Consider the following 26,633-nt stretch of genomic DNA (forward strand, 5'->3'; position numbering starts at 1 on the left):
AGTTTGTTTATCAGACCGCCGCCTATACCGCTCACATAGTGCGGTATTGTTTCTTCCGAAAATGGCGCAATTTCGGGCAGCGGGGGCAGGGCGACTCGCTCCCAAATAGAAAAACCGCGCCGGAGGACCGGCGCGGTTTGAATTTCTCGCTCTTGGGCCGGAGCCCGAGAGATCAGTCTTCGCGGGCCTCTTCGGCCTGACCTTCCGGGGTCTCGACCAGGTCGGAATCCTCGGAGGTGGCGGCGCCGAGATCGTCGAACAGCTCGGAGATCTCGAATTCGGCCTGAGCCTCTTCCTCGGCCGCCAGTTCCTGGATCGACTTGCCCGATGCCTGCAGCTCGGCCTCTTCCGGCGAACGCGCGACGTTGAGCTCGATCACGCACATGACCTCGGGGTGCAGGTGCACCTCGACTTCGTGCAGACCCAGTTCCTTGATCGGCTGGCGGATGATGACCTGCTTGCGGTCGATCGAGAAGCCTTCCTCGGTGGCGACGTCTGCGGCGTCACGGGTGGTGACGGAGCCGTAGAGGTTGCCGCCGTCGGAGGCGGAGCGAATCACGACGAACTGCTGGCCGTCGAGCTTCTCTGCCAGCGCTTCGGCTTCTTTCTTGGTCTCGAGGTTGCGGGCCTCGAGCTGAGCCTTCTGGGCTTCGAAGTGCGCGATGTTCTCTTTCGAGGCGGTCAGCGCCTTGCCCTGCAGCAGCAGGTAGTTGCGGGCGAAGCCGGGCTTGACGTCGACGACGTCGCCCATCTGGCCGAGCTTGGCCACGCGCTCAAGAAGAATGACTTGCATGCGAGTGCCTCCTTATTTCACGACGTAGGGCAGCAGGGCGAGGAAGCGGGCGCGCTTGATGGCGCGGGCCAGTTCACGCTGCTTCTTGGCGGACACTGCGGTGATGCGCGACGGCACGATCTTGCCGCGCTCCGAGATGTAGCGCTGCAGCAGCTTGGTGTCCTTGTAGTCGATCTTGGGTGCATTGTCGCCCGAGAAGGGGCAGACCTTGCGGCGGCGGAAAAACGGTTTTGCAGCCATGGTTTAACTCCTCTTTCTCAGGGTATCAGTTGCGGCGTTCGCGACGGTTGTCACGCTCGTCACGCTTCTGCATCTGGACCGACGGGCCCTCGGCGTGCTCTTCGACCTTGATGGTCAGGACGCGCATCACGTCGTCATGCAGGCGCATCAGGCGCTCCATTTCCTGGACCGCGGTCGCCGGAGCGTCGGTCTTCAGGAAGGCGTAGTGGCCCTTGCGGTTCTTGTTGATCTTGTAGGCCATCGTCTTGACGCCCCAGTACTCGGATTCGACGACCTTGCCGCCGTTGTCCGAGAGGACGGTGCCAAAATGTTCGACGAGGCCTTCGGCCTGCGCGTTGGACAGATCCTGACGCGCAATAAAGACATGCTCGTAAAGCGGCATGTGAGCTCCATTTCTATCAAGGCGCATTTCATAGGGCAGGCATCCTCTCCACTCCTGCCCACGAGAGACTGCGCGGTTCATACGGTCTCGCGGAGGGATGCGCCCGTATACACCTCTGGGCGCGGGGATCAAGCGCCAAGACGCGGATCGGCGGGCGGCCGGCCGCGCGGCGATCGGGGCCGGTGCAAGCGGCAGATTGAGACCGATCGGCGCCAGGGGCAAGGGCGCGGGCGCGCGCCCGGGATTTACCCGCATGGTGCCGAATTCTGGCCGCGATCGCCCGGCAGAAGCCGCACAGTCCCAGTTTGAGACATCGGAAGGACCCAGCTCATGTCGTATCACACCACCCTCGGCACCGGGGCGCCGCGCCAGGCTCCCGCCGCCATCGATGCGGCCAGGCTCGTCACCCGTGCGCTTCTCGGGCTGCTCGGGGCGGGCCTGCTGATCGCAGCCTTCGGGTTCTGGCTGGTGCCCGGCGCGACCTATTCTCCCGAGCTGATGCTGGCCAAGCTCGGACTGTCGCTCTTCCTGCTGATCACCGGCCTGAGTTGCCTGATCGGCGCGCGGGGCGAACGCGTTTAGCAGGCACTTCGCATCCTTGCTGAGAGGTCATGTTCATTTCTCCACAGAGTCTGTGTCAGGAGCCGGAATTGTCGCGGTGCAGCAAAGCGCCAATCTTCAGGGCACGACAAATTCGCATCCAACCAGTGGAGCCCCTGAATGAAATCCCTTCTCCTCGCCGGCCTCGTCGCCGCCGCACCGATCGCAGCCGTCGCCGCCCCCGAGGCCTATGAGATCGACTCCAGCCACGCCCAGATCGTGTTCAGCTACAACCACCTTGGCTTCTCGACCGGCTACGGCATGTTCTCGGGTTTCGAGGGCGACATCTCCTATGACGCCGAAGACCCGGCCGCCTCGTCGGTGGAAGTGTCCTTCCCGGTGCGTTCGATGATTACCGGCTGGGAAGCCCGCTTCGAGCACTTCATGAGCGACGATTTCTTCGGCGCCACCGATGAGGACATGGTGACCTTCACCTCCACCGGCATCGAAGTGACCGGCGACAACACCGCGCTGATCACCGGCGACCTGACGCTCAACGGCGTGACCAAGGAAGTCGTTCTCGATACCACCCTGACCCAGGCCGGCGAGCACCCGATGGAAGGCAAGCCGTGGCTCGGCTTTGTCGCCACCACCACCCTGATCCGCTCGGATTACAACGTTGGCGCCTTCGCTCCCTATGTCAGCGACGAAGTCGAGCTGGAAATCTCGCTCGAGGCGATGAAGGCCGAGTAAGGCCGCGCCTGCTCTCTAGCGAGTAACCTGTTTCCCCGTGGGACCCTCGGAGCGCTTCGGCCTCCGGGGGTCTTTTTCTTCCGCCACCGTCTTGGGCGGGCGATCCTGCGGGCGGAAGCGTCGGAAGAAGGCCTCGAGCGTGCGGAAGCTGAGCTCGGCCATCGCGCAGGACAGCAGCGAATAGCTCCCCAGCAGCAGCCACATCAGCCCGGTATCGGAGCTGTCTCCGGCAAGGCCCAGCCGGGCGCCGAGCCTCAGGGTCAGGTCGAGCGCGATCAGGTGGTAGAGATAGATGCCATAGCTCACCTGGCCGATGCGGATCAGCGGCCGTCGCGCCAGCAGATCCTGCAGCGCGCCGTGCTCGCGCACCACCAACGCCATCAGCACCAGCGTCATCAGCAGGTGGATCGCAAGATTTTGCAGACCTCGCACGTCTTCCGGGCCGAATTGCAGCAAGAGCGCCAGCGCCGCAAACCCCGCCAGCGGCGTCGCGGGGTGCGCGCAGAGCGGCCGCAGCCGGGCGTAGCTGATGGGCCGGTGCAGCAGGATCGCGGCGAGCGAGCCGAGGATGATCGGCGCGTAGGTGGCGTTGGGCAGGCGGAAGACCAGCGGCCCGGCGGCGAGCGGCGGATCGGCGGGCGGCATCATTGCCAGCCCGACATTCAGCGCCACCAGTCCGAGCGCCACCGGCCCCCAGAGCCGGCTCGGCAGCAGCATCAGCAAGAGCGGCCAGATCAGGTAATATTGCTCCTCGACCGAGAGCGACCAGGTGATCGACAGCGTCGGCACGTGCTCGATGAGGAAATTCGACAGGAAGAGGTAGTAGAAGGGCACCGCCTCGAGATACTGCGTCTGGCCCTTGATCCCGATGTAATAGACGCAGAGCGCCGTCACCACGAAGCCATAGACCGGCAGGATGCGCAGCGCGCGGCGAATGTAGAAGTTCTTCAGCGAGAAGCGCCCGCGCCGGTCACGCTCGCGCAGGAGCAGCGTGGTGATCAGGAAACCGCTGAGCACGAAGAAGAAGTCGACCCCGAGGAAACCGCGGTCGAGGATCTGAAGCGCGGGGCTGCGCACCGGCTGGGCGTGATGCCACAGCACCATGGCGATGCAGAGAAAGCGGAGCCCGTCGAGGCAGCGGAAATGGCTGCGGGCGCGGTAGGCGGCAAAACTGGTGGCGTCACTCGTCACGGTGGTCGATCGTCCCCTTGCGGGCCCGGAAGGGCGCGGTTGCGCCTTGCTTAGCAGCGCAATCGGGCGCCTGTCATGGCAGAGCTGCGGCAAGAGCCGGGAATTTCCCGGCCCGTGCGGCCCGCGTCACGGCTTGGCGCGCTGGTAGTCGGCCAACCGCTTGCCCGGCTCGTCGACGAACAGGCCGGGCAGGGGGGTGAGCGCCTCGATGCGGTCGAGCCGGAGGCTGTCGAAGGCACCGGTGGTTTCGTTCCAGGCGATGCAGGTCCAGATCCGGCCCCAGTAATCGAGCTTGAGCGGGCGGATCTCGCAGGGCTCTCCGGCGCCGCGCAGGGTGATGCGCAGGCGCTGGCGGGCGCGGATCGCGGCGCGCACCGGCGGCATGTGGCGAAACCCCTCGGCGGCCTCGTGGAACGGGTAGCTGGCGAAGCCGAAGGCGCCGGGCTCGGGCGCGCCCTCTTCGGGCAGCACCGCGTCGATCTTGGCCGAGAGGCTCCGCGCCGCCTCTGCCAGCTCCGGCATCTCGCCGGCACCCGCGCCGATGGCCGCAAGCCCCAGATGCAGCACCTCGAGCTCGGTCTCGGTCAGGGTCAGCGGCGGCAGGGTGAAGCCGCCGCGCGCGCTGTAGCCGCGCCCGCGTTCGCCCTCGATCGGCACGCCGGAGGCCATCAGCACATCCATGTCGCGATAGATCGTGCGCACCGAGACGCCGAAACGCCCGGCCAGCGCCTCGGCGGTGTGTAGGCGTCCGTCCTTGAGCTGCTCCATCAGGGCATAGAGCCTGTCGGTCTTCTTCATCTCTGGTCTCCGGTCGGCACAGGGCCTCGAACGGAGCCAGACTGAACTCCTGACAGAATAGTGTCAAAGTCTTATGCAAATTTCCGGCTCCGGGGCGCGAAGGGGGCCCGCATCCGCTTTCGGCCCGCGTCGCTTCGCCGTAGAGATCGGAGACAGAGAGATTCACGGGCCGCCCGCGTGCTGCCCGCCCAAGGAGAGAAGACAATGCTCAACAATATCGGCCTTCCCGGCCTCCTTCTGATCGCAGTCGTCGTGCTCGTGCTGTTCGGCCGCGGCAAGATTTCCAGCCTGATGGGCGAGGTCGGCAAGGGCATCACCGCTTTCAAGAAGGGCGTCGACGACGGCAAGAAGGAGCTCGAGGACGAAAAGGCCGAGAGCGCCAAGGACGTCACGCCCGCCGAAGACGAAAAAGACAAGGTGTAAGCCCAGATGCTGGATCTTGGTTGGTCCGAGCTTCTGGTCATCGGCATCGTGGCGCTGATCGTGGTGGGTCCGAAGGACCTGCCGGTGCTGTTCCGCAACGTGGGCCGCTTCATGGGCAAGGCCCGCGGCATGGCGCGCGAGTTCACCCGCGCGATGAACGATGCCGCCGATGAAAGCGGCGTGCGCGATGTCGCGAAGACCTTCAAGACCGCGACCAACCCGATCGGCTCGGCGATGGACGGGGTCAAGGATGCGGCGCGCGCGATGACCGACCCGACGCCGGACACGAAAAAGGCGGGGCTCAAGGAAGACCCGAACGCGCTCGATCCCGAGCGGCTCGAGGCGAAGAAGCGCATCGAGGCCAGCGCTGCTCGCAGCGCCGCCGACCGCCAGCGCCGCGAGGCCGAGGCGGCGCAGAAGCGCGCCGAGGAGGCTGCCGCCAAGGCGGCCGAGCTCGAAGCGTCTCTCAAGAAAGACGGTGAAGAATGAGTCACACGGATCATGACGAGATCGAGGACAGCTCGGCGCCGCTGATCGAGCACCTTGCGGAGCTGCGCACGCGGCTGATCCGCTCGGTGATCGCCTTCATCATCGGCATCGTGCTGGCCTTCACCGTGGCCGAGCCGATCCTGCAGTTCCTGCTCGGTCCCATCGAGGCAACGCTGCGCCAGCTCGGCGACCCGTCGCCGACGATGCAATACACCAGCCCGCAGGAATACCTGTTCACGCTGTTCCGCATCTCGATGGTGTTCGGCTTCGGGCTGGCCTTCCCGGTGATCTCCTACCAGCTCTGGCGCTTCGTGGCGCCCGGGCTCTACAAGTCGGAGAAGGGCGCCTTCCTGCCCTTCCTCGTGGCCTCGCCGGTGATGTTCCTGCTGGGCGCGAGCTTCGCGCATTTCGTCGTCACGCCGCTCGCGATGGCCTTCTTCCTGGGCTTCGCCGACGTGTCGTCGATCTTCGCCAACCTGCTGTCGAACGCCGCCAGCAGCGTCAGCGACGGGGTGGCGGGTGTGCCCGCGGCCTCCGAGCCGGCGGTGGTCCCCGAGACCGCCGAGGGCATCCGCATCACCTTCTTCGGCAAGGTCAACGAGAGCCTCGACATCACGCTGAAGTTCATCATCGCCTTCGGGCTCTGCTTCCAGCTGCCGGTGCTGCTGACCCTGATGGGCAAGGCCGGGCTGGTCTCGGCACAGGGCCTCGGCAGCGTGCGCAAATACGCCATGGTGGCGATCCTCGTGCTCGCCGCGCTGGTGACCCCGCCGGACGTGACCACGCAGATCATCCTCTTCACGGTGGTCTACGGGCTCTACGAGGTCTCGATCTTCCTCGTGCGCCTCGTCGAGCGTAAGCGCGAGAAGGAGCTCAAGGCGCAGGGTCTGTGGTTCGAGGACGAGCCGGACACCGAGAACGATCCGATGTTCAAGGAGTTCGACGAGGACGACGACGAGCCCGAGGACGACGCGTCGAAGGACAAGGACAAGACGTGACCGATACGGACCTTTCCCGCATCGCGGCGGCGCTGGAGCGCATGGCTCCGGCGCCGCTCGCCGCCCCGGATTTCGAGAGTGCCGAGGCCTATGTCTGGCATGTCGATCCCGACCGGCTCGAGCCGGTGGCCCGGGTCAACCGCGTGCCGCTCGACCTGCTCTTGGGCATCGAGCGCACCCGCGACACGCTGCTCGCCAACACGCTGCAATTCGCCAAGGGCCTGCCGGCCAACAACGCGCTGCTCTGGGGCGCCCGCGGCATGGGCAAGTCGAGCCTCGTCAAGGCGGTCTGCGCCGCCGTGCGCGAGAGCGGCGGCCAGGATCTCAAGCTGGTGGAACTGCAGCGCGAGGATCTGGGCTCGGTGGCGCGGCTGCTGAACCTGCTGCGCGCCTCCGACAAGCGCTTCGTGCTGTTCTGCGACGACCTGTCGTTCAGCCATGACGACCAGCACTACAAGAGCCTCAAGGCGGTGCTCGACGGTGGCATCGAGGGGCGGCCCGAGAACGTCCTGTTCTACGCCACCTCCAACCGGCGCCACCTGATGCCGCGCGACATGATTGAGAACGAGCGCGGCTCGGCGATCAACCCGTCGGAGGCAGTTGAGGAGAAGGTCTCGCTCTCGGACCGGTTCGGCCTCTGGCTGGGCTTCCACCCGTGTTCGCAGGACGAGTATCTCGCGATGATCCGCAGCTATTGCGACGCCTATGGCGTGGCGGTCGAGGAGGCCGAGCTGCGCGCCGAGGCGATCGAATGGCAGGCCACGCGCGGCGCGCGCTCGGGCCGGGTGGCGTGGCAGTTCTTCACCGATCTGGCAGGCCGCCGGGGCGTAGCGCTCTAGAAGATTTTTCCTGCGAAAAATCTTCCCGGCGGGAGCGGAAGAAAAAAGGCGAAGACGTTTCGGAGGAAAGGTCTTCGCCCTTTGTCGTTTCAGGGTCGTTTCAGGGTCGTTTCAGGCGCGGTTCAGCGCAGGTACTGCATCGGGTCGACGCTGTCGAAGCCCTTGCGCACCTCGAAATGCAGGAAGCTCGGATCGCCCGGACGTACCTTGCCGATGCTCTGGCCACGGCTCACCGCATCGCCCTTCTTGACGCTGAGGCTGTCGAGATGGGTGTAGATCGAGAGCAGCTCGTCGGGATGGCGGATCACCACGATCTGCACGTTGTCGGTATTGGTGGTGATCGCCGCCACGGTGCCGCTGGCCGCGGCCTTCACCGCGCTGCCCACCGGGGCCGAGATGTCGATGCCCTGGTTGTTGGCAGAGTACTCGCGGATGATGCTGCCGCTCACCGGCATCTGCATGGCGGCGGAGGCGCTGGCGCTGGCCGACGCCTGGCTCTGGCCGATATCGGCCACCGGCTTCGGCGCGGCGGCCGCGGCAGTGGCGGGCGCGCTTGCGGCCCCGGCGACATTGCTCGCGGCGAGCGAGGGCTCGTCATCGGGCAGCGGCTGAACTGCCGAGGGCGGCTGCGGCGTGGGCGAGCCGGTCCCCGGAGCGGTGGTGACGCTGGTGCTCGACGGCGCGGCGCTCTGCTCGACCACGGGGATCAGCAGGTACTGGCCTTCGCGCAAGGTGTAGTTGCTGTCGAGCCCGTTCCAGTCCGCCAGGGTGCGCGGGGTGACGTTGTAGAGCCGTGCCACGGTATAGGCGGTCTCGCCGCGCTCGACCTTGTGGCGGATCGGCTCGACCCCGGAGCTCGCGGGCGCAGCGCTCTGCGTCGTCGTGGGCCGGGAGGAGGCCGGTGCGTTGTCGATGGCGCTGCTGGCCAGCGTGGTGATGTCGACCTCTCCCACCGGCCGGATCGGGCCCGTGGTCGCGGCCCCGGTGGCCGGCGACGGCTCCGAGACCCGGCGGGGCAGGGCGATGACTTCGCCGGCGCGCAGCGGGTCGTTGATCTCGATGCCGTTGTAGCGGGCGAGCTCGCCCGCGGGCAGGCCGACCCGGTTGGCGACATCGGCCAGCCGATCGCCGCTGCGGGCCACCGCGACCTGGTAATTGGGGTAGGAGATCACGCCGCGATTGTCGGCCTGCGGTCGCGAGCCGACTGCGGCGAGCGCCGCTTCGCTGGTGTCGATCGGGCCGCCCATGCGGCCGCGCATGTCGTAGTCGAGCGGTTGCGAGCAGGCGCCGAGCGCGGCCAGGAGCGCAAGCGGCGCGGCAAGCCGGATCTGCGGGAAGCGGAGGGTGCTGTCCATCTCGATGTCCTCATATGCGCCCCTTGTCGCCGGGACGTCATGGATGTGAAGCCGGGCGGCCTAGCTTTCCTTCGCCAGACCTTCCACCAGCGGTACAAAGCGCACGGGGCGCAACTCGTCATAATCGTAGCCCTGCTCGGTCCGGGTGACGCGGATCAGGTGCTGCACGGTATCCGACTGGCCCACGGGCAATACCATGATACCGCCAATCCGCAACTGGGCCAAGAGCGGGCCGGGCGGATCCTCGGCGGCGGCGGTCACGAGAATGCGTTCGAACGGCGCCTGATCGGGCAGGCCGAAGCTGCCATCGGCGGTAAAGGCGGTGATGTTCGACAGGTCGAGCGCCTCGAAGACCTTGCGCGCGTCGGCGACCAGCCGCCGATGCCGGTCGACGGTGTAGACCCGGCGCGCCAGCTGGCTCAGCACCGCCGCCTGATATCCCGAGCCGGTGCCGACCTCGAGCACCTTCTCGCGGCCCGTCAGCCGCAGCGCCTGGGTCATCAGCCCGACCACGGAGGGCTGCGAGATGGTCTGCCCGCAGGGGATCGGCAGCGGCATGTCCTCGTAGGCGCGCTCGTTGAAATAGCCCTTCACGAAGGCGCCGCGGTCGATCTTCTCCATCGCCTGCAGCACGCTCTGATCGGTGACACCGTGCGAGCGCAGCGCGAAGAGGAACTGCATCTTGGCCTCGGCGTCGAAGCTCATGCGAAATCGCCTTCGAGCCCCGCGAGCGCGGCGTGATCGGTGAGATCGGCGCGCATCGGCGTGACCGAGATGTAGCCTGCGAGATTGGCGTCGGCATCGCTGCCGGGCGTCGCCGGCACGCGCTGGTCGCCGCCGCGGATCCACAGGAAGCGCCGCCCCGAGGGCGACAGGTGCGGCTCGGTCGAGAAGCCGGTCCCCGCGCGCCGGCCCTGCGCCGCGAGGCGCACGCCCTTCACGCCGGCCGCCGGCACGGGCGGAAAGTTGACGTTCCAGAACAGCCTGTAATCGGCCTCAGCGGCCTCCCGCGTCGCCAGGATCTGCCGGACCACCGCGGCACCGTGGGTCGCTGCCGCCTCGAACGGGTTTTCCAGGTCGCGGGTCTCGGGGCCGAGATACTGCGACAGGGCAATCGCCGGCAGCCCCTGCAGGGAGGCTTCGAGCGCCCCGCCGATGGTGCCGGAATAGAGCACGTTCTCGGCCGAGTTGTTGCCGCGGTTGACGCCGGAGAGCACGAGATCGGGCGGGCTGTCCTTGAGCACGTCATGTACGCCCGCGAGCACGCAATCGGCCGGGCTGCCCTCGGCGGCGAAGCGGCGCGGTCCCATCTCGGCAATCATCATCGGGTGGGTGTAGCTGATACAATGGGCCACGCCCGATTGCTCGAAGGCCGGCGCCACGACCCAGACCTCGCCACCGGGACCCGCGATCTCCGCCGCGATGGTCTCGAGCACGGCAAGCCCGGGCGCGTTGATGCCGTCGTCATTGGTGATGAGAATGCGCATGGAAACCCCTGTCTTTCGGCCTGAATAGGCAATGTGACATGGTGGAGCAAGCGTGCGCGGGCGTTCCCTGGCGGAGTGTGGGGCTGTTGCCGCGCCCCGAACGCGCGTGCGCGGTTGCAGGCGTGGCAGGGGGCGCTGCCCCCTCTTGGCGCTCTGCGCCAATTCACCCCCGAGGTATTTGGAAACCAGAGAAGGCAGGAGCGCTGCGCCCCAGGCTTCTCTTCGTCGAAAATACTCCCGCCGGAGGCGTCCGGCAGGAAACACTGGCGCAGGTCGCGGAACGTCAGGCGATCCCGGCCTCGCCAAGCAGGCGGGCGGCCTCGGCATAAGGGGTGGCCAGCGCGTCCTTGTCCTCGCCGGGGTGGAAGCGCATCCGGGTGGTGGTGTTCATCGGGCGCGGCTCCAGGATCCGCACCTGCGGGCCGGTCTTAGCGCTTTCGGCCTGCCAGGAGCGCGCCAGAGCGATCTGGGCGGCCTTGGTGGCGCCGTAATTGCCGTAGAAGCGCTCTCCGGCATGGGCATCGTCGAAGAACAGCGCCTGGCCGGTCTCGCCCAGAAGCGGCGCCATGAACGGCACCAGGTAGCCCATCGGTGCGACATTGATGTCGAGCGCCTTCTGGAAATCCTTCGGCTCCATGTGGCTCGCCGGCGCCAGCGGCGCGGCGTGGATCGCCGTGTGGACCCAGAGCGCGGCGCCGCCCCAGCGGTCATAGACCGAGCGGCAGAGCTGCGCCATGGCGTCTTGCTTGGTGATGTCCATGGGCGCCAGCGTGGCGCTGCCGCCGCGGGCCTTGATGCGGTCGTCGAGATCCTCGAGCCCGCCCACGGTGCGGGCGACGGCGACGACGTGGTAGCGGGGCGCGAGCGCCTCGGCGAGGGCGAAGCCCAGGCCGCGCGAGGCGCCGGTGACGATGGCAATCTGGTCGGTCATGCCTGCCCCATTGGCCCGCGCGGCGGGGATTGTCAACGTCCGCCGAGTTGCTCGAGCCAGGTCGCCTTGCCGCCGCGCGCCAGCGCGATGCGGCCATCGTCGATCGCCACCACCTCGCGGCCATCGACGCGATCGCCGAGCGCCACGGTGTCGAGCCGGCCGCTGCGCAGCCGCACCAGCGCCTCCGGCGCGCGCGCGTCGCCGAACACGCCGAGCAGCATCGGGCCGTTGCGCGGCAGGTCAACCGATTGGGTGGCGCGTTCTGCGACCTGTCTGGGGGTCTGTTGCTGAGCCATTCTGGCCATCCTCCTGTATGGTCCCCTTAGAATGGGCGGCTCAATAAGGCCCGAGGCAGAGACAGGAAAGATGGGGCACCGTCACGCCGCCGTGAGCGCAGGGATCACCGGCGGCGGATCGGCGGGAAGGAGCCGGCGCGCCGGCAGGGGCGCGCCGATGCGACGCTTATTGCGCCGCCTTGAGCTTGAAGCCCTTCTCGATCATGTCTGCGGGCTCGACCGGGTATTCGCCGGAGAAGCAGGCATCGCAATACTGCGGACAGCTGTTGTTGCGGCCCTCGGCCTCGCCCGCGGCGCGGTAGAGGCCGTCGAGCGAGATGAACTTCAGCGAGTCGACGCCCAGATGATCGCGCATCTCGTCCTCGGACATGGTCGCGGCCAGTAGCTTCTCGCGCTGGGGCGTGTCGACGCCGTAGAAGCAGGGCCATGCGGTCGGCGGGGAGGCGATGCGGAAATGCACCTCCGCGGCGCCGGCATCGAGGATCATCTCCTTGATCTTGCGCGAGGTGGTGCCGCGCACCACCGAGTCGTCGACCAGCACCACGCGCTTGCCGCGGATCAGGGCGCGGTTGACGTTGAGCTTGAGGCGCACGCCCATGTTGCGGATCTGCTCGGTCGGCTCGATGAAGGTCCGGCCCATGTACTGGTTGCGGATGATCCCCATGCCGTAGGGGATGCCGCTCTCGTGGGCGTAGCCGATCGCCGCCGGGGTGCCGCTGTCGGGGACGGGACAGACGAGATCAGCCTCGATCGGCGCCTCGCGGGCCAGCTCGACGCCGATCTGGCGGCGGGTCTCGTAGACCGAGCGGCCGCCGATGATCGAATCGGGGCGCGAGAAATAGACATGCTCGAAGATGCAGAAACGCGAGTTGCGGCTGCGGAAGGGGTGCGTGCTCTCGACGCCCTTCTCGGTGATCACCACCATCTCGCCGGGCTCGATCTCGCGCACGTATTCGGCGCCGATGATGTCGAGCGCACAGGTCTCCGACGACAGGCACCAGCCGTCGCCGACCTTGCCGAGCACGAGCGGGCGGACGCCGAGCGCGTCGCGCACGCCGATCAGCTTGGTGCGGGTCATGGCGACGACCGAGAAGGCGCCCTCGACGCGGCGCAGCGCGTCTTCCATGCGGGCCGGGATGTCGCGCTGCAGCGAGCGCGCCATCAGGTGGATGATGCATTCGCTGTCCGAAGAGCTCTGGAAGATCGAGCCGCGCTCGATCAGCTCGCGGCGCAGGGCCTCGGCATTGGTGATGTTGCCATTATGGGCTATCGCCGCGCCGCCCATCGAGAACTCGCCGAAGAACGGCTGCACGTCGCGGATCTGCGCGCCCTTGGAGCCGGCGGTCGAGTAGCGGACATGGCCGATGGCCAGCGCCCCGGGCAGGGTCTCCATCAGCGATTGCTTGGTGAAGTTGTCGCGGACATAGCCGAAGCGGCGGGCGGAGTTGAAGCCGTGCTCGGGATGGTAGGAGACGATGCCGCCGGCCTCCTGGCCGCGGTGTTGCAGCGCATGCAGGCCGAGGGCAACGAAATTGGCGGCGTCAGTGACGCCGATCATTCCGAAGACCCCGCATTCCTCATGCAGCTTGTCGCCATCTACGGCATCGAAATCGAAGGGATGGGCGGGGGGCATATGGCGCTCGGACAAGGGCAGCTCCGAATCCGGTATTGGGAGAGATGGCCCCCACATAATCGCATCCGCGATGCATGTCACGGAAGGATCATAAAACTCTGGTCGCGCGCAATCATGAGGAGAGTATACGACCGCTAAACGCGACCACATGCCGCGATCTGCCTCTGGCACGGGCGGCGAACCGGTCTAGGTGGTGGGCCAAGCAACCACGGAGACCCCGGCATGGACACATTCCTCGGCCTCGACGCAACGCTGCTGGCCCGCATCCAGTTCGGCTTCACGGTGTCGTTCCACTTCATCTTCCCGTCGATCAGCATCGGCCTTGCGAGCTATCTCGCGGTGCTTAACGGGTTGTATCTCTGGACGCGCGACGGGGTTTACCTCCGGGTGTTCAATTTCTGGGTCAAGATCTTCGCCATCGCCTTCGGCATGGGCGTGGTCTCGGGCATCGTGATGTCCTACCAGTTCGGGACCAACTGGTCGGTGTTCTCGGATCTCGCGGGGCCGGTGGTCGGCCCGCTGATGGCCTACGAGGTGCTGACCGCCTTCTTCCTCGAGGCGGGGTTCCTCGGCATCATGCTCTTCGGGCGCGACAAGGTGGGGCCGGGGCTGCACATGTTCGCCACAGCGATGGTGGCCGTGGGCACGGCGATCTCGGCCACCTGGATCCTGTCGGTGAACTCGTGGATGCAGACGCCACAGGGCTTCGGCATCAACGCCGACGGGCAGTTCATCCCCGAGGACTGGTGGGCCATCGTCTTCACGCCGTCCTTCCCCTATCGCCTCGCGCATACGCTGACCGCGGCCTATCTCACCACCGCCTTCATCGTAGGCGGCGTTGGCGGCTGGCAGCTGCTGCGCGGCCGGGCGCACAACCCGGCGGCGCGGCGGATGTTCTCGATGGCAATGTGGATGATCGTGGTCACCGCGCCGCTGCAGGTGATGGTGGGCCACGAGCACGGGCTCAACACGCTCGAGCACCAGCCGGTGAAGATCGCAGCGATGGAGGGGCATTTCCACAGCCACGAGGACGGCGCGCCTCTGATCCTCTTCGGCCTGCCGGATCAAGCGGCCGGAGAGATGCGCTACGAGCTGTCGATCCCGCACCTCAGCTCGGTGATCTTCGGGCTGGGCTGGAACGGCGCGATGGAGGGGCTCGACGTGGTGCCCGACGAGGAGGAGCCGCCGGTGGCGGTGATCTTCTGGTCGTTCCGGGTCATGGTGGGGCTCGGCTTCCTGATGGTGGGCGCCGGTCTCTGGGGGCTCTGGGCCCGCTGGCGCGGCCATCTCTACGCCTCGCCTTGGCTCTGGCGCGCGATGGTGGCGATGGGGCCCTCGGGGCTGGTGGCGGTGATCGCCGGCTGGATCACCACCGAGGTCGGACGGCAGCCCTACGTGGTCTACAACCAGCTGCGCACCGCCGACGCGGTCTCGCCGCTCGGGGCGAGCGCGGTGGGCTGGTCGCTCATCGCCTTCATCGTGATCTATTTCGCGGTCTTCGGGGCAGGGGTGCTGTACATCCTGCGGCTGATGCATCGCGAGCCCGACATGGGCGAGGACGATGCCGATGCCGAGCCCGGACCGACCCGCGCCGCCGGCATCACGCCGCAGCAGCAGATGGATCGGGGCCGCGCGGCCCCGGCGGAATGAGCCGGAGGGAAGCGCAATGGCACTCGACCTGACAACCGCATGGGCGCTTCTGCTGGCCTTCGCCGTCTTCGTCTACGTCGTGCTCGACGGCTTTGACCTCGGGCTCGGCATCCTCTACCCGTTCTTTCCCAGCAAGCATGACCGCGACCTGATGATGAACACCGTCGCCCCGGTCTGGGACGGCAACGAGACCTGGCTGGTGCTGGGCGGCGGCGGGCTCTTCGCCGCCTTCCCGCTGGCCTACGCGATCATCCTGCCGGCGACCTACCCGCTGATCATCGCCATGCTGCTGGCGCTGGTGTTCCGCGGCGTGGCCTTCGAGTTCCGCTGGCGCTCGACCAGCCGTTTCTCGCGCTGGAGTTGGGACATGGCCTTCATGGGCGGTTCGACCGTGGCGGCGCTGGCGCAGGGCATGACGCTCGGCACGCTGCTGCAGGGCATCACCGTCGAGGGCCGCGCCTATGCCGGCGGCTGGTGGGACTGGCTGACGCCCTTCACGCTGCTCTGCGGGGTCGCCGTTGTGGCGGGCTACGCGCTTCTGGGCGCCTGCTGGCTCAATCTCAAGACCGATGGCCCGCTGCAGGAGCGCGCCCGCTGGCTGGCCCGCATCGCGGGGCTGGTGACGGTGGGCGGCATCGTCGCGGTAAGCGCCGCGACGCCCTTTCTCGAGACCGCCTATTTCGAGCGCTGGCTGGCCTGGCCGGGCATCCTCGAGGTCGCCATCGTGCCGGTGCTGGTGGGCGTGCTGACGCTCTGGCTGGCGCGGTCGCTGACCTCGGGCAAGGGGCCGGACTGGCTGCCCTTCGTGCTGGCGCTGGGGCTGTTCCTGCTGTGCTTCGCGGGGCTCGGCGTGTCGATGTGGCCCTACGTGATCCCACCCTCGGTGACGCTGCAGCAGGCGGCGGCGCCGGAAAGCTCGCAGCTCTTCATGTTCGCGGGCGCGGTGGTTCTGGTGCCGATCATCCTGGCCTACACCGCCTATGCCTACTGGGTGTTCCGCGGCAAGCTGAAGCCGGGTGAGGGCTATCACTGATGGCCGCGCGGCTGCGCAAGCTCGGGTGGTTCGTGGCGCTTTACTTGTGCGGTCTCGCAGCGGTCGGGGCGGTAGCCTACGCGATCCGGGCGGTGCTGCTGTAGCGGCGGGCAATCGGGTGCGCGCTCTGCGGGGCGAGGAGCTGACGCTGGAGCTTTCGGGCGGCGGATCGCTCAAAGCACGCGCAGGATCGGCGCCAAGGGCCCTTCAGATCGCCGGAGTCAGTCGTTTGCGGCGCGGCCCGAGCGATGCGAAGCGCGGAATCAAGGCCGCAGGCCGCCGCGCATCGCCGGTCCGCGCCCCGGGCCGGCGATCTGGTGGGGCTGGGCCCTCAGCTTCGAGGTCCTTCGGATGTGGCAGCGATAAATCGAGGGATTCCAAGGGTGGATCGCCATCCCGCGGACCGGCGATGCGCGGCGGGCGGTGAGGGTGTGATGACCTCTGGCGTCGGGCGTCTCTGGAACCGAAAACGCGCGGCCGAGAGGGCCGCGCGTTCTGCATTCCGAAACTTTGAACAGGCTCAGGCGTCGTTTGCACCCGGGGCCTGGCAGACCGCGACCAGCTCTTCGTACTGGCGGGTGACCCAGCCGAGCGCCGCTTCGGGGTTCTGTTCCTCGATGCGGTCGGTGAACTGGGCGAACACCGCCGCCGAGCGCGAGTCGTCGATCATCGGGATGCCCTGCGCGGTGATCACCGTCTGGTAGACGAAGAAGGCGATCGCCACGAGCAGGATGCCGCGTGCCACGCCGAACAGGAAGCCGAGCCCCTGGTCGAGCCCGCCAAGCGCCGAGCGCTGCACGACGCTCGAGAACACCGGGGTGAACAGCGAGATGATCACCAGCGCCAGCGCCAGCACCGCGGCGAAGGCGGCGATCAGCGACAGCTCGCAGCTGTCGGTGAGGAACTCGCCGATCACCGGCACTTCCTGCACCAGCGGCTGCACCTGCGGCGCGAACATGTAGGCGAGGACGGCGGCGGCGATCCAGCCGGCGATCGCCAGCGCCTCGCGGACCAGGCCGCGGGAATAGGCCAGCAGCGCCGACAGCACGATGACGACGGCAACGACGCCATCAACTACAGTGAAACCTTCCATCCGATCCTGTCCCTTGTCGTCCCGGTCTGTGCGGGCCCTCTTAACCGGCGCCGAAGACCTCGCCAACCACGCTGGCGAGATCCGCCATTTCGGTCAGCTCCATCCCGGAACCCTTGGCCTTGCCGCCGCGCGGCAGAATGGCTGTGGAGAAACCAAGTTTCTGCGCCTCTTTCAACCGGTTTTCGGTCTGACCCACCGGCCGCAGCGCGCCGGAGAGGCTGATTTCGCCAAAAACCACCGTTTCGGGCGGCACCGCCACGTCTTCGCGCGCCGACAGAAGCGCCGCGGCGACGGCGAGATCGGCGGCGGGTTCGCTCACCTTCATGCCGCCGGCGACGTTGAGATAGACATCGAGCCCGGTGAAGGGGATGCCGCAGCGCGCCTCGAGCACTGCGAGGATCATCGCCAGCCGGCTGCCGTCCCAGCCCACCACGGTGCGGCGCGGGTTGGCCTGCGGCGTGGGCGCGACCAGCGCCTGGAACTCGACCAGCACCGGGCGGGTGCCCTCGATGCCTGAAAACACCACCGAGCCGGGCGCCGGCTTGCCGCGCTCCGACAGGAACAGCGCCGAGGGGTTGGCGACCTCCGACAGCCCCGCGCCGGTCATCTCGAAGACGCCGATCTCGTCGGCCGGGCCGAAGCGGTTCTTGACGCTGCGCAGGATGCGGAACTGGTGGCCGCGCTCACCCTCGAAATAGAGCACCGTGTCGACCATGTGCTCCACCACGCGGGGGCCGGCGATCTGGCCGTCCTTGGTGACGTGGCCCACCATGATCACGCTGGTGTTCCGGCTCTTGGCGAAGGTCGTCAGCTCATGCGCCGCGGCGCGCACCTGCGCCACCGAGCCCGGGGCAGAGCCCACGTTGTCGGCCCACATGGTCTGGATCGAATCGATGATCGCCAGCGTCGGCCGCTCTTCCTCGAGCGTGGTCAGGATGTCGCGCAGGTTGGTCTCGGCGGCGAGCTTGACCGGGGCTTTCTCAAGCCCAAGCCGCTGCGCCCGCATCCGCACCTGGGCGCTGGCCTCCTCGCCGCTGGCATAGATCACCTTGAGCCCGGCCTGCGCAAAGGCCGCGGCGGCCTGCAGCAGCAGGGTCGACTTGCCGATGCCGGGATCGCCGCCCACCAGAATTGCCGAGCCGGGCACCAGCCCGCCGCCCAGGACGCGGTCGAGCTCGCCGATGGCGCAGGCGGTGCGCGGCGGCGGGGCCTCGGGATGCGACAGGTCGGTGAGCTTGGCGGCTCGGCCGCGGGCGTTGCCCAAGGTCTTGCCGGAGGGCCCGCTCGACAGCGGCGCCTCCTCGACGATGGTGTTCCATTCGCCGCAGGCCTCACACCGCCCCGACCATTTCGAGGTGGTGTTGCCGCAGGACTGACAGACAAAATTCGTGGATGCGCGCGCCATGCCGCCTGTTTGGCGCAGCGGCATGGCAGGTGCAAGCGCCTCGAAAGGCGCAGGGAGTTATTCCGCCGCGCGGCGAGACAGCATCGCCACCACCGGCTCCGGGCGGGCGGTCTCGTGCTCGTCGTCCTCGTAATGCTCGGGGCCCCCGACCCAGCCGGAATGCACGTTGCTCAGGGTGGCGATGTGCTGCGGCGGCTGCTGCGGCTCGGAAACGCGGATCTCGGGCAGGATCGCCTCGAGCTGGTCGCAGAGCCGGGCGAGCTGCGACTCGGCCACGTCTTCTTCCAGCTCGACGCGCATGTGCCAGCTCTGGATCTCGTTGGCGACGCGCTTGGCTTCCTCGAGGCGGATGTTGAAATCCTCGATCTCCTGCTGGCGGGCGGTGAGGAAATCGCGGGCGCGCTGCACCTTGCTGTCGGAATAGACCTCGGCCAGCTCGTGCGAGACATGGCTCATCTGCGCCGCGACCTCGAGCACCGAGGGCTCCAGATCGCCGAGATCGGGGTGATCGCGGAGGAAGGCGATGCGCTCGCGCACCGAGTCGAACTCAGACGACATGCGGAACACGCCCTCGCGGTCGGCGCGATGCGAGGCGGCATAGGCACGGGCGACATCGCGCATCGTCATGTGAAAGCGCCGGTGCGAGTTTTCCAGCGTCATTATGCGGGCATTGGAGGGCAGGAAGAACATCAGACCCAGCGCCAGCGCGGTCAGGCCGAGCTGGATGTAGATGCCGGCCTGGGGCACCACCTGGTCACCGAAGGTGAGCGGCATGGTGAGCCAGTCGACAAGCCCGAACGCGGCAGCGGCGGAATAGGCGCCGAGCCCGAGACCGAGGGACAGGATCAGCAGGAACGCGACCCGCTGCATGAGATACTGGACGAGAAAAGCCGTTGCACGCATCTGCGACATCATGGGTCTATGCCCCCGGAAAAAATATGAATTGCATAAATCGACAACGGCAAGAATACGCCGAAGGTTGCAATTTCGCCTAGAATTTTTTTGAGCAGCATGTCAGCGCCCCGGTCTGGATTAGGGAATCCTTAACCGAATCGCGGAATTGTTTCCGGATTTGCATCAGCCCGCGCGGCTGTCGGCGCCCGTTTCTGCGCTGGATTCCGCCAAGGAAATCAGAAGCGAGGCCAGGATGCAGCCACTGAACAGGTAGAGCCCCCAGGCCGTCTCGATCCGGCCGACGCCGATGCCTTTGGCGAGTGTTATATAGACCGCGATCAAGAAAATATCGGCCATCGCCAGCTTGCCGAGAAGGTTGACGGCCCTAAGCGCGCGCCTGTCGAGAAGGCCGAACTGAATCAGGGCAAGGCCCAGGGTTTTCAGCCACGGCGCGAACAGCGCAAAGATCGTGACGATCAAGGCGAGAAAGATGTCGCTGCTCCAGAGCGCCTGCAGCCCGGAGAGCACGCTGATCTCCTGCAGGCCGAAGAGCGGCAGCACGCCGGCCCGCATCAGCGGCGCGACCCACGCCACCGGATAGAGCAACAGAAGCGCGAGGTTGGCGCCCTTGAGCACCGGTCCGGGCAGGTGCAGGGCGGCCAAGGGGTCAGACCAGCCGGGCGGCGAGCCAGAGGCCGAAGAGCACGATCAGCAGAACCACGTGGGCGATGTCGAGCCCGCGGCCGCGGCTTCCGGGGAGGTAGGCGCTGGCGGCGAGCACCAGCGAGGGCAGCAGGAGCGGCAGTAGGCCGCTGCCCATGTTCATGAACCGCGCCGCCGCGGCGGCCACCGCGCCGCCGGTGAGCCCGGCCACCGGGGCCAGCAGCACGATGCAGCCGATCACCGCGAGCACCAGCGCCACCACCGCCGCGCCGCGCGCGGGGCCCGCGGCCCGCATCGCCCGGGCCAGCGCCAGCGCGGCGACGAGCTCGAGGAAGATGAAGCGCTTGAAGATCAGGAAGGCAAGCAGGATGGGGGTGGGCTCTAGCATGGTCTACCTCACGGCCTCGATCGGGCCCTCGGCGCGCCCGTGGATGAATTGTTGCAAATAGGGATCGGCGGCGCGGTCCATCTCGGCCACCGGGCCGGTCCACTTGATGACACCGTCATGCAGCATCGCCACGTCGTCGGCGATGGCCCGGACCGAGCTCATGTCATGGGTGATGGTCATCGCGGTGGCGCCCATCTCGGTGACGATCTCGCGGATCAGATCGTTGATCACGCCGGCCATGATGGGATCGAGCCCGGTGGTGGGCTCGTCGAAGAAGATGATCTCGGGATCGGCGGCGATGGCGCGGGCCAGGCCGACGCGCTTCTGCATGCCGCCCGAAAGCTCCGCCGGGAAGGCATCGGCGACATCCGGCGTCAGCCCGACGCGGCGCAGCTTCTCGATGGCGATCTCGCGCGCCTCGCGCTTCGGGCGCCTGAGGGCGCCGCGCAGCAGCCGGAAGGCGACGTTCTGCCAGACCGGCAGCGAGTCGAAGAGCGCGCCGCCCTGGAACAGCATGCCGAAGCGGGCGAGGAAGGCGTCGCGGTCGCCCTCGTGCATGTCGTGGCCATCGACGAAGATCTGCCCGGCATCGGGTTCGATCAGGCCGAGCACGCATTTCAGCGTCACCGATTTGCCGGTGCCAGAGCCGCCGATGATCACCATCGAGGTGCCGCGCGGGATGCTCATGTGCACGTCGCGCAGCACCGGCTTGGTGCCGAAGGATTTAGCGACGTGGCGCAGCTCGATCATCGGGGGCAGGGGCGTCGGGGTGTCGGTCATATCGAGAAGAACACCCCGGTGAGCAGGAAGTTGGCGGCCAGGATCAGCACCGCCGCCGCCTCGACCGAGCCCTTGGTGGCGCGGCCGACGCCCTGCGCGCCGCGGCCCGACTGCATGCCGTAATAGCAGCCCATCAGCGCCGCGATGCCGCCGAAGGCGCAGCCCTTGACCAGCGAGGAGACGATGTCGAGCGGCTCGAGGAAATCGACTGTGTTCTCGAGATAGGCCGCCGGGTTGAAGCCGAGCGAGCCGGTGGCGACGAAATAGCCGCCGAAGATGCCGATCACGTCGCCCACCGCCACCAGGAGCGGCACCACGATCAGCGCCGCCAGCAGCCGCGGCGCGACGAGGTATTTCATCGGGTGGGTCGAGAGCGTCACCAGAGCGTCGATCTGCTCGGTCACCTTCATGGTGGCGATCTCGGCGGCGATGCTCGAGGTCACCCGCGCGGCGATCATCAGACCCACCAGCACCGGCCCCAGCTCGCGCACCATGCCGATGGCGACGATCTGCGGCACCACCGCCTCGGCGTTGAACCGGGCGCCGCCGGAATAGATCTGCAGCGCCAGCGCGCCGCCGGTGAACACCGCCGTCAGCCCGACCACTGGCAGCGAGAGCCAGCCGATCTGCAGCAGCGCGTTAAGGAATTCGCGGGCATAGAAGGGCGGGCGAACCAGGTGGCTGATCGCCGCGCCGGCAAAGATCGCCACCCGCCCGATGGCGGCGAGGACCCGAAGAACCGTGCGGCCGATCAGCGCCAGTGGCGTGGCGAGGCTCATGCCCCGGTATAGGTCCGGGCGTAGCGGTTGCCGAGCGAGGTCAGCACCTCGTAGCCGATGGTGCCGATGGCGTCGGCGACGGTGTCGACACCCTGCTTCTGGCCCAGGAGCTCGACCTGCTCTGGCACCTCCTTGAGCGCGGTGACGTCGATGGTGATGAGATCCATCGAAACCCGGCCGAGGATCTTGCAGCGGATGTTGCCGGCCCAGACATAGCCCTTCTTGGCGAGCGCCCGGTGGATGCCGTCGGCGTAGCCGGCGGCGATGGTCGCCACCTTGGTGGGCACGCGCGCCACCCAGCTGTTGCCATAGCCCACCGCCTCGCCGGGGGTGACCTCGCGGGTCTGGATGACCGGCAGCAGCAGTTCGACAACGGGCTTCGCATCCGCGAAGGGCAGGCCGCCATAGATGCCGATGCCCGGCCGCGTGACCTCGAAATGATAGTTCGGCCCCAGCAGGATGCCGCCGGTGGCCGAGAGCGAGCGCGGCGCCTCGATATCATCGGTCATCTCGCGGAAGGTGCGCAGCTGCAGCGCGTTCATGCCGTGCTCGGGCTCGTCGGCGCAGGCCAGGTGCGACATGACAAGCCGCGGCTTCTGGGCCAGCGCGATCTCGCGCAGGGCCGACCATTCCGACGGCTCCATGCCGAGCCGGTTCATGCCGCTGTCGAGCTGGATGCCGAACGCATGGCCGGGCAGGGCCTCGACATGGCGCAGCATCTGGTCGATCGAGTTGATCATCGGCACGAGGCGGGCCTCGCGCAGCACCTCGGCATCGCCCTTCATGTGGCCCGAGAACACGCAGATCTCGGGATCCGGCCCGAGCGCGCGGCGCACCGCGAGCCCTTCCGAAGCCTCGGCCACGAAGAAGCGCGTCGCGCCCTCGGCGGCCAGCGCCGGGGCGACCTTGTCGACCCCGAGCCCGTAGGCATTCGCCTTGACGACGGCGCCGGCCTCGCCGGTGGTAAGATCGGCGAGCGCGCGCCAGTTTGCGCGGATCGCGGCGAGGTCGATAGAAAGCTGTGCCTGTGCCATGCCTTGCTTGAAATCCAACCCCGCAGGGCCGTCAAGTGGGAAAGCGGTCGCGGGCCGGGCCTAGAAGCCGTCGCCGTCCTGCTGCCACGGTTTGACGAGGTTTCCGAAGCGGGTGAACTGGCTCTCGAAGGACAGCTCGACCGTGCCGATGGGGCCGTGACGCTGCTTGCCGATGATCACCTCGGCCTTGGCGTGCAGCCGGCTCATGCGCTCCTGCCAGGCGGCCATCTCGTCGAGACGGTCGTCCGAGGGCTTTTCCCGCTCGACATAGTATTCCTCGCGGAACACGAACATCACCACGTCGGCATCCTGCTCGATCGAGCCCGATTCGCGCAGGTCCGAGAGCTGCGGCCGCTTGTCGTCGCGGCTTTCCACCTGGCGCGACAGCTGCGACAGCGCGATCACGGGGATGTTGAGCTCCTTGGCGATGGCCTTGAGGCCCATGGAGATCTCGGCGATCTCCTGCACCCGGTTGTCGGCGGTGCCGCGCAGCAGCTGCAGGTAGTCGACGATGATCAGGTCGAGCCCGTGGGTCCGCTTCAGGCGGCGCGAACGGGCCGCCACCTGGCTGATCGGCAGGGCGGGCGTGTCGTCGATGAAGAGCGGGCAGGCCTCGAGCTCCTTGGCGGCCTCGACGAAGCGGCGGAATTCCTTCTCGTCCATGTCGCCCTGGCGGATCTTGTGGCTCGAGATCTCCGAGGCCTCGGCGAGGATACGTCCTGCCAGCTGCTCGGCGCTCATTTCGAGGCTGAAGAAGCCCACAACGCCGCCGTCGATGGCGCCCTCGGTGCCATCATGCTTCTGGCCGCGCTTGTAGGCCTTGGCGATGTTGAAGGCGATGTTGGTGGCCAGCGACGTCTTGCCCATCGAGGGGCGGCCGGCGAGGATCAGAAGGTCCGACGGGTGCAGACCGCCGAGTTTCTTGTCCATGTCGATGAGCCCGGTGGAGATGCCGGCGAGCCCGCCCTCGCGCTGGTAGGCGGCGTTGGCCACGTTGACCGCTTCGGTCACGGCACGCAGGAAGGACTGAAAGCCGCCCTCGGTCTGGCCCTGCTCGGCGAGCTTGTAGAGCGCCTGCTCGGCCTCGACGATCTGCTCCTTGGGCTCGGATTTCACGTCGACCTTGGCGGCCTTCGAGGCGATGTCGCGGCCGAGCTGGATCAGGTCGCGGCGCACCGCGAGATCATAGATCATCTGCGCATAGTCGCGCACCGCGAAGCTCGACACCGCGGCGCCGGCGAGACGCGCGAGATAGGCCGGGCCGCCCAGCTCCTTGAGCCCCTCGTCATCCTCCATGAAGGCCTTCAGCGTCACCGGGGAGGCGAGGTTGTTCTTGGCGATGCGCGCGGCGGCGATCTCGTAGATGCGGGCATGCACCGGCTCGAAGAAATGGTGCGAGCTGAGGATCGCCGCGACCCGGTCATAGATGTCGTTGTTGGTCAGGATCGCGCCCAGGAGCTGCTGCTCGGCCTCGATCGAATGCGGCATCGTCTCCGGCTGTTCCACCTCGACGCCGGTCGGATTGAACACGCTGTGGTCGTTCATTGCTCTGCCCTGTCCTTGCCTGTCTCTGCCCCGTTATCCCACTGCCCAGGTGGTTCGTGCGTGATAGCCAATGACGGCGCAAACACCAATCGGGATATGTTTGTGGACAACCGGCGGATAAACCGGTGGAGATCGCGGGGCACGCCCGCGACCGTCTTGATATCGTATCACGACTTTCAAATGCCGCAACATTTAGGGGAATTCTCGCGATTCTCCCCAATGCGAAGGATGGCGTGAAAAACCGCTTATGCGCCGTTTTCCGCCTGCCATTTACGCGGATCGGCAAGGAAGGCCTCGACCTGCGCGAGGGTGTCTTCATCGAAGCCGCCGCGTGCCTTGGCCTCGGCCAGCACGTCGTGCCAGGTGCAGAGGTAGTGCAGATCGACGCCGTGATCGCCGAGCGTCTTGGTGGTCTCGGGGAAGATGCCGTAATAGAAGATGACGGCGGTGTGGGCGCAGCTGGCGCCGGTCTCGCGGATCGCGTCGACGAAGCTCAGCTTCGAGCCGCCATCGGTGGTCAGATCCTCGACCAGAAGCACCCGCTGGCCCTCGGTCATCACGCCCTCGATGCGGGCGTTGCGGCCGTAGCCCTTGGGCTTCTTGCGCACATAGGTCATCGGCAGCGCCATGCGCTCGGCGACCATGGCGGCGAAGGGGATGCCCGCGGTCTCGCCGCCGGCGATGTTGTCGAAGGCCTCGAAGCCGGCGTTGCGCATCACGGTGACGGTGAGGAAATCCATCAGCGTCGCGCGCACCCGCGGGAAGGAGTTGGGCTTGCGGCAGTCGATATAGACCGGCGAGGGCAGGCCGGAGGCGAGCTTGAAGGGCTCACCGTTCTCCATGAAATGCACCGCGCCGATCTCCCACAGCATGCGCGCGGTGAGGCGGGCCATTTCTTCGGACGAGGGATAGGACGAGGGGATCATCGGGCGCACTCCAAGCTGACAGACGCCGCCCCTCTAGCCCGAAACCGCCCCCACAGGGAAGGCCCCGCATCTTCTCTGGTTCGACAAATACCTCGGGGTGAATGCCGCGCCTCGCGCGGCAGAGGGGCAGAGCCCCTTGCACCGGCCCGGGGGCCGGTGCAGCGCATCTCGGATCGCCCCGTCTCGGGGGATCCGCCTCAGAGCACCCGCCAGTGCAGCGGGAAGCCCGGCTCGAAGACGGTGACCGGTCCGTCGCCGGTCTCGATCTTGGCGGGGTAGCTCACTGGCGCACCCTTCTCGAGCGTGATCCGGTCCTCGTTGGGCGCGAGGCCATAGAAGGCCGGACCGTTGAGCGAGGTGAAGCCCTCCAGCCGGTCGAGCGCGCCGGCCTGCTCGAACACCTCCGCCAGCACCGACATGGTGTTGGTGGCGGTGAAGCAGCCGGCGCAGCCGCAGGCGCTTTCCTTGTTCGGGTCGGTATGCGGCGCGCTGTCGGTGCCGAGGAAGAAGCTCGCATCACCGCTTGTCGCCGCCTCCAGCAGCGCCTGGCGATGGCTCTCGCGCTTGGCCACCGGCAGGCAGTAGTAATGCGGCTTGATGCCGCCGACGAGGATGTGGTTGCGGTTGATCACCAGGTGATGCGTGGTGATCGTGGCGCCCAGATCGTCGCCGCCCGCGCGCGCATACTCGACACCGTCCTTGGTGGTGATGTGCTCCATCACCACCCGCAGCCCCGGGGTGGCGCGGCGGACCGGGTCGAGGACCCGCTCGATGAACACCGCCTCGCGGTCGAAGATGTCGACATTGCCATCGACCACCTCGCCATGCACGCAGAGCGGAATGCCGTGCTCGGCCATGGTCTCGAGCACCGGCCGGACCTTGTCGAAATCCCGCACGCCCGAGGCCGAGTTGGTGGTGGCGCCCGCCGGGTAGAGCTTGACCGCGGTGATGATGCCTTCGGCCTTGGCGCGGGCGACATCCGCCGGATCGGTCTCCTCGGTGAGGTAGAGCGTCATCAGCGGGATGAAGCCGATGCCCTCTGGGATGGCGGCGCGGATGCGCTCGCGATAGGCCGCCGCCTCGGCGCCGGTCACGACCGGAGGCACGAGGTTGGGCATGATGATGGCGCGGCCGAAATGGCGCGCGGTCTCGGGGGTCACGGCGCGCAGCATCGCGCCATCGCGCAGATGAAGGTGCCAGTCGTCGGGGCGTCGCAGGGTGATCTGGGTCATGGCGGAGCCGATAGCACGCGCCGAGCAACTGGGCCAGTGGCAAGCGTGGGCGGGCCACCCGTC

At 67.3% G+C, this 26,633-nt stretch carries 30 protein-coding genes; 8 read left to right on the forward strand and 22 right to left on the reverse strand.

Features of this window, described 5'->3' with window-relative positions:
- Nucleotides 1-172 precede the first annotated feature (172 nt).
- From rplI to rpsF, 3 genes are read right to left on the reverse strand one after another with little or no spacing between them, the layout of a single operon-like run.
- Nucleotides 173-793: a 50S ribosomal protein L9 gene (rplI, locus tag KUV62_RS17970; RefSeq protein ID WP_222605109.1), complete on the reverse strand. Its 621-nt coding sequence runs from the start codon at nt 791-793 to the stop codon at nt 173-175.
- Between the two features lie 12 nt (nt 794-805).
- Nucleotides 806-1,033, reverse strand: a complete 228-nt coding sequence (gene rpsR / locus KUV62_RS17975; protein WP_007800837.1) for a 30S ribosomal protein S18 — start codon at nt 1,031-1,033, stop codon at nt 806-808.
- Nucleotides 1,034-1,058: 25 nt separating this feature from the next.
- Nucleotides 1,059-1,415, reverse strand: a complete 357-nt coding sequence (rpsF, locus tag KUV62_RS17980; protein ID WP_222605110.1) for a 30S ribosomal protein S6 — start codon at nt 1,413-1,415, stop codon at nt 1,059-1,061.
- 330 nt (nt 1,416-1,745) lie between these two features.
- Here rpsF and KUV62_RS17985 point away from each other — a divergent pair, with 330 nt between their 5' ends.
- Both KUV62_RS17985 and KUV62_RS17990 read left to right on the forward strand, forming a co-directional pair.
- Nucleotides 1,746-1,997, forward strand: a complete 252-nt coding sequence (locus tag KUV62_RS17985; protein WP_222605111.1) for a hypothetical protein — start codon at nt 1,746-1,748, stop codon at nt 1,995-1,997.
- Between the two features lie 138 nt (nt 1,998-2,135).
- Nucleotides 2,136-2,708 carry a YceI family protein gene (locus KUV62_RS17990; RefSeq protein ID WP_222605112.1) on the forward strand — a complete coding sequence of 191 codons (573 nt, stop codon included), beginning with the start codon at nt 2,136-2,138 and terminating at the stop codon, nt 2,706-2,708.
- A 15-nt stretch (nt 2,709-2,723) separates the two neighbouring features.
- Here KUV62_RS17990 and KUV62_RS17995 read toward each other — a convergent pair whose 3' ends face one another.
- Both KUV62_RS17995 and KUV62_RS18000 read right to left on the reverse strand, forming a co-directional pair.
- Entirely contained in the window at nt 2,724-3,899 is a 1,176-nt protein-coding gene (locus KUV62_RS17995) for an acyltransferase family protein (RefSeq protein WP_222605113.1), read from the reverse strand.
- A 126-nt stretch (nt 3,900-4,025) separates the two neighbouring features.
- Complete coding sequence (locus KUV62_RS18000; protein ID WP_222605114.1) at nt 4,026-4,697, reverse strand: helix-turn-helix transcriptional regulator; 672 nt, start codon at nt 4,695-4,697, stop codon at nt 4,026-4,028.
- Nucleotides 4,698-4,901: 204 nt separating this feature from the next.
- On the opposite strand from KUV62_RS18000, the gene KUV62_RS18005 reads away from it, so the two are divergent.
- The 4 genes from KUV62_RS18005 to KUV62_RS18020 are packed head-to-tail and all read left to right on the forward strand — an operon-like array spanning nt 4,902 to nt 7,446.
- Nucleotides 4,902-5,120, forward strand: coding sequence for a twin-arginine translocase TatA/TatE family subunit (locus KUV62_RS18005; protein WP_222605115.1), 219 nt, complete (start codon nt 4,902-4,904; stop codon nt 5,118-5,120).
- A gap of 6 nt (nt 5,121-5,126) precedes the next feature.
- Nucleotides 5,127-5,609 (forward strand): Sec-independent protein translocase protein TatB, encoded by a 483-nt coding sequence (gene tatB / locus KUV62_RS18010; RefSeq protein WP_222605116.1) that lies wholly within the window; start codon nt 5,127-5,129, stop codon nt 5,607-5,609.
- Nucleotides 5,606-6,607 carry a twin-arginine translocase subunit TatC gene (locus KUV62_RS18015; protein ID WP_222605117.1) on the forward strand — a complete coding sequence of 334 codons (1,002 nt, stop codon included), beginning with the start codon at nt 5,606-5,608 and terminating at the stop codon, nt 6,605-6,607. The genes tatB and KUV62_RS18015 overlap by 4 nt, the downstream gene beginning before the upstream one ends.
- On the forward strand, nt 6,604-7,446 hold the full coding sequence (locus KUV62_RS18020; RefSeq protein WP_222605118.1) for an ATP-binding protein: 843 nt from the start codon (nt 6,604-6,606) through the stop codon (nt 7,444-7,446). Before KUV62_RS18015 ends, KUV62_RS18020 begins: the two co-directional genes overlap by 4 nt.
- 122 nt (nt 7,447-7,568) lie before the next feature.
- Here KUV62_RS18020 and KUV62_RS18025 read toward each other — a convergent pair whose 3' ends face one another.
- The 6 genes from KUV62_RS18025 to purF all read right to left on the reverse strand — a co-directional run bounded on the left by KUV62_RS18025 (nt 7,569) and on the right by purF (nt 13,148).
- Nucleotides 7,569-8,801, reverse strand: a complete 1,233-nt coding sequence (locus KUV62_RS18025) for a peptidoglycan DD-metalloendopeptidase family protein (protein ID WP_222605119.1) — start codon at nt 8,799-8,801, stop codon at nt 7,569-7,571.
- 60 nt (nt 8,802-8,861) lie between these two features.
- The gene (locus KUV62_RS18030; RefSeq protein WP_222605120.1) at nt 8,862-9,506 is read right to left on the reverse strand and encodes a protein-L-isoaspartate(D-aspartate) O-methyltransferase; all 645 of its coding nucleotides are present in this window, start codon (nt 9,504-9,506) and stop codon (nt 8,862-8,864) included.
- On the reverse strand, nt 9,503-10,288 hold the full coding sequence (surE, locus tag KUV62_RS18035) for a 5'/3'-nucleotidase SurE (protein ID WP_222605121.1): 786 nt from the start codon (nt 10,286-10,288) through the stop codon (nt 9,503-9,505). Before surE ends, KUV62_RS18030 begins: the two co-directional genes overlap by 4 nt.
- A 283-nt stretch (nt 10,289-10,571) precedes the next feature.
- Complete coding sequence (locus tag KUV62_RS18040; RefSeq protein WP_222605122.1) at nt 10,572-11,219, reverse strand: SDR family NAD(P)-dependent oxidoreductase; 648 nt, start codon at nt 11,217-11,219, stop codon at nt 10,572-10,574.
- 32 nt (nt 11,220-11,251) lie between these two features.
- Entirely contained in the window at nt 11,252-11,515 is a 264-nt protein-coding gene (locus tag KUV62_RS18045) for an amidophosphoribosyltransferase (protein WP_261395749.1), read from the reverse strand.
- Between the two features lie 166 nt (nt 11,516-11,681).
- On the reverse strand, nt 11,682-13,148 hold the full coding sequence (purF, locus tag KUV62_RS18050) for an amidophosphoribosyltransferase (protein WP_222605307.1): 1,467 nt from the start codon (nt 13,146-13,148) through the stop codon (nt 11,682-11,684).
- Nucleotides 13,149-13,370: 222 nt separating this feature from the next.
- On the opposite strand from purF, the gene KUV62_RS18055 reads away from it, so the two are divergent.
- A complete protein-coding gene (locus tag KUV62_RS18055) occupies nt 13,371-14,798 on the forward strand; it encodes a cytochrome ubiquinol oxidase subunit I (protein WP_222605123.1) in 1,428 nt (475 codons plus the stop codon).
- 16 nt (nt 14,799-14,814) lie between these two features.
- On the forward strand, nt 14,815-15,831 hold the full coding sequence (gene cydB, locus KUV62_RS18060) for a cytochrome d ubiquinol oxidase subunit II (RefSeq protein WP_222605124.1): 1,017 nt from the start codon (nt 14,815-14,817) through the stop codon (nt 15,829-15,831).
- A gap of 520 nt (nt 15,832-16,351) precedes the next feature.
- On the opposite strand, the gene KUV62_RS18065 is transcribed toward cydB, so the two are convergent.
- The 11 genes from KUV62_RS18065 to pyrC form a co-directional block, all read right to left on the reverse strand.
- Nucleotides 16,352-16,924, reverse strand: a complete 573-nt coding sequence (locus tag KUV62_RS18065) for a CvpA family protein (RefSeq protein ID WP_222605125.1) — start codon at nt 16,922-16,924, stop codon at nt 16,352-16,354.
- A gap of 40 nt (nt 16,925-16,964) precedes the next feature.
- Nucleotides 16,965-18,329, reverse strand: coding sequence for a DNA repair protein RadA (radA, locus tag KUV62_RS18070; protein WP_222605126.1), 1,365 nt, complete (start codon nt 18,327-18,329; stop codon nt 16,965-16,967).
- A 57-nt stretch (nt 18,330-18,386) separates the two neighbouring features.
- Nucleotides 18,387-19,244, reverse strand: a complete 858-nt coding sequence (locus KUV62_RS18075; RefSeq protein WP_222605127.1) for a DNA repair protein — start codon at nt 19,242-19,244, stop codon at nt 18,387-18,389.
- A 162-nt stretch (nt 19,245-19,406) separates the two neighbouring features.
- Nucleotides 19,407-19,886 carry a paraquat-inducible protein A gene (locus KUV62_RS18080; protein ID WP_222605128.1) on the reverse strand — a complete coding sequence of 160 codons (480 nt, stop codon included), beginning with the start codon at nt 19,884-19,886 and terminating at the stop codon, nt 19,407-19,409.
- 4 nt (nt 19,887-19,890) lie between these two features.
- Nucleotides 19,891-20,274, reverse strand: coding sequence for a hypothetical protein (locus KUV62_RS18085; protein ID WP_222605129.1), 384 nt, complete (start codon nt 20,272-20,274; stop codon nt 19,891-19,893).
- A 3-nt stretch (nt 20,275-20,277) separates the two neighbouring features.
- On the reverse strand, nt 20,278-21,024 hold the full coding sequence (locus KUV62_RS18090) for an ABC transporter ATP-binding protein (RefSeq protein WP_222605308.1): 747 nt from the start codon (nt 21,022-21,024) through the stop codon (nt 20,278-20,280).
- Nucleotides 21,025-21,050: 26 nt separating this feature from the next.
- Entirely contained in the window at nt 21,051-21,833 is a 783-nt protein-coding gene (locus tag KUV62_RS18095) for an MlaE family ABC transporter permease (protein ID WP_222605130.1), read from the reverse strand.
- Nucleotides 21,830-22,867, reverse strand: coding sequence for an alanine racemase (gene alr / locus KUV62_RS18100; RefSeq protein WP_222605131.1), 1,038 nt, complete (start codon nt 22,865-22,867; stop codon nt 21,830-21,832). Before alr ends, KUV62_RS18095 begins: the two co-directional genes overlap by 4 nt.
- 60 nt (nt 22,868-22,927) lie before the next feature.
- Complete coding sequence (locus KUV62_RS18105) at nt 22,928-24,412, reverse strand: replicative DNA helicase (protein WP_222605132.1); 1,485 nt, start codon at nt 24,410-24,412, stop codon at nt 22,928-22,930.
- Between the two features lie 245 nt (nt 24,413-24,657).
- The gene (locus tag KUV62_RS18110) at nt 24,658-25,338 is read right to left on the reverse strand and encodes an orotate phosphoribosyltransferase (protein WP_222605133.1); all 681 of its coding nucleotides are present in this window, start codon (nt 25,336-25,338) and stop codon (nt 24,658-24,660) included.
- A 197-nt stretch (nt 25,339-25,535) separates the two neighbouring features.
- Nucleotides 25,536-26,570 carry a dihydroorotase gene (pyrC, locus tag KUV62_RS18115; RefSeq protein WP_222605134.1) on the reverse strand — a complete coding sequence of 345 codons (1,035 nt, stop codon included), beginning with the start codon at nt 26,568-26,570 and terminating at the stop codon, nt 25,536-25,538.
- Nucleotides 26,571-26,633 lie beyond the last annotated feature (63 nt).

This window comes from Salipiger bermudensis (genome assembly GCF_019801965.1).
Classification (GTDB): domain Bacteria; phylum Pseudomonadota; class Alphaproteobacteria; order Rhodobacterales; family Rhodobacteraceae; genus Salipiger; species Salipiger bermudensis_A.

Excerpts from the sequence above, each read along its gene's own strand:
- KUV62_RS17985 (WP_222605111.1), top strand. The coding sequence starts at position 1,746 with ATGTCGTATCACACCACCCTCGGCACCGGGGCGCCGCGCCAGGCTCCC.
- KUV62_RS18030 (WP_222605120.1), bottom strand. The coding sequence starts at position 9,506 with ATGAGCTTCGACGCCGAGGCCAAGATGCAGTTCCTCTTCGCGCTGCGC.
- KUV62_RS18065 (WP_222605125.1), bottom strand. The coding sequence starts at position 16,924 with ATGGAAGGTTTCACTGTAGTTGATGGCGTCGTTGCCGTCGTCATCGTG.
- KUV62_RS18000 (WP_222605114.1), bottom strand. The coding sequence starts at position 4,697 with ATGAAGAAGACCGACAGGCTCTATGCCCTGATGGAGCAGCTCAAGGAC.
- KUV62_RS18025 (WP_222605119.1), bottom strand. The coding sequence starts at position 8,801 with ATGGACAGCACCCTCCGCTTCCCGCAGATCCGGCTTGCCGCGCCGCTT.
- KUV62_RS18110 (WP_222605133.1), bottom strand. The coding sequence starts at position 25,338 with ATGATCCCCTCGTCCTATCCCTCGTCCGAAGAAATGGCCCGCCTCACC.
- KUV62_RS18085 (WP_222605129.1), bottom strand. The coding sequence starts at position 20,274 with ATGCTAGAGCCCACCCCCATCCTGCTTGCCTTCCTGATCTTCAAGCGC.
- rpsF (WP_222605110.1), bottom strand. The coding sequence starts at position 1,415 with ATGCCGCTTTACGAGCATGTCTTTATTGCGCGTCAGGATCTGTCCAAC.
- rplI (WP_222605109.1), bottom strand. The coding sequence starts at position 793 with ATGCAAGTCATTCTTCTTGAGCGCGTGGCCAAGCTCGGCCAGATGGGC.
- pyrC (WP_222605134.1), bottom strand. The coding sequence starts at position 26,570 with ATGACCCAGATCACCCTGCGACGCCCCGACGACTGGCACCTTCATCTG.
- KUV62_RS18075 (WP_222605127.1), bottom strand. The coding sequence starts at position 19,244 with ATGATGTCGCAGATGCGTGCAACGGCTTTTCTCGTCCAGTATCTCATG.
- KUV62_RS18090 (WP_222605308.1), bottom strand. The coding sequence starts at position 21,024 with ATGATCGAGCTGCGCCACGTCGCTAAATCCTTCGGCACCAAGCCGGTG.
- KUV62_RS18045 (WP_261395749.1), bottom strand. The coding sequence starts at position 11,515 with ATGGCTCAGCAACAGACCCCCAGACAGGTCGCAGAACGCGCCACCCAA.
- cydB (WP_222605124.1), top strand. The coding sequence starts at position 14,815 with ATGGCACTCGACCTGACAACCGCATGGGCGCTTCTGCTGGCCTTCGCC.
- alr (WP_222605131.1), bottom strand. The coding sequence starts at position 22,867 with ATGGCACAGGCACAGCTTTCTATCGACCTCGCCGCGATCCGCGCAAAC.
- KUV62_RS18015 (WP_222605117.1), top strand. The coding sequence starts at position 5,606 with ATGAGTCACACGGATCATGACGAGATCGAGGACAGCTCGGCGCCGCTG.
- tatB (WP_222605116.1), top strand. The coding sequence starts at position 5,127 with ATGCTGGATCTTGGTTGGTCCGAGCTTCTGGTCATCGGCATCGTGGCG.
- KUV62_RS17990 (WP_222605112.1), top strand. The coding sequence starts at position 2,136 with ATGAAATCCCTTCTCCTCGCCGGCCTCGTCGCCGCCGCACCGATCGCA.
- surE (WP_222605121.1), bottom strand. The coding sequence starts at position 10,288 with ATGCGCATTCTCATCACCAATGACGACGGCATCAACGCGCCCGGGCTT.
- rpsR (WP_007800837.1), bottom strand. The coding sequence starts at position 1,033 with ATGGCTGCAAAACCGTTTTTCCGCCGCCGCAAGGTCTGCCCCTTCTCG.
- KUV62_RS18005 (WP_222605115.1), top strand. The coding sequence starts at position 4,902 with ATGCTCAACAATATCGGCCTTCCCGGCCTCCTTCTGATCGCAGTCGTC.
- radA (WP_222605126.1), bottom strand. The coding sequence starts at position 18,329 with ATGGCGCGCGCATCCACGAATTTTGTCTGTCAGTCCTGCGGCAACACC.
- KUV62_RS18105 (WP_222605132.1), bottom strand. The coding sequence starts at position 24,412 with ATGAACGACCACAGCGTGTTCAATCCGACCGGCGTCGAGGTGGAACAG.
- KUV62_RS18055 (WP_222605123.1), top strand. The coding sequence starts at position 13,371 with ATGGACACATTCCTCGGCCTCGACGCAACGCTGCTGGCCCGCATCCAG.
- KUV62_RS18040 (WP_222605122.1), bottom strand. The coding sequence starts at position 11,219 with ATGACCGACCAGATTGCCATCGTCACCGGCGCCTCGCGCGGCCTGGGC.
- purF (WP_222605307.1), bottom strand. The coding sequence starts at position 13,148 with ATGCCCCCCGCCCATCCCTTCGATTTCGATGCCGTAGATGGCGACAAG.
- KUV62_RS18095 (WP_222605130.1), bottom strand. The coding sequence starts at position 21,833 with ATGAGCCTCGCCACGCCACTGGCGCTGATCGGCCGCACGGTTCTTCGG.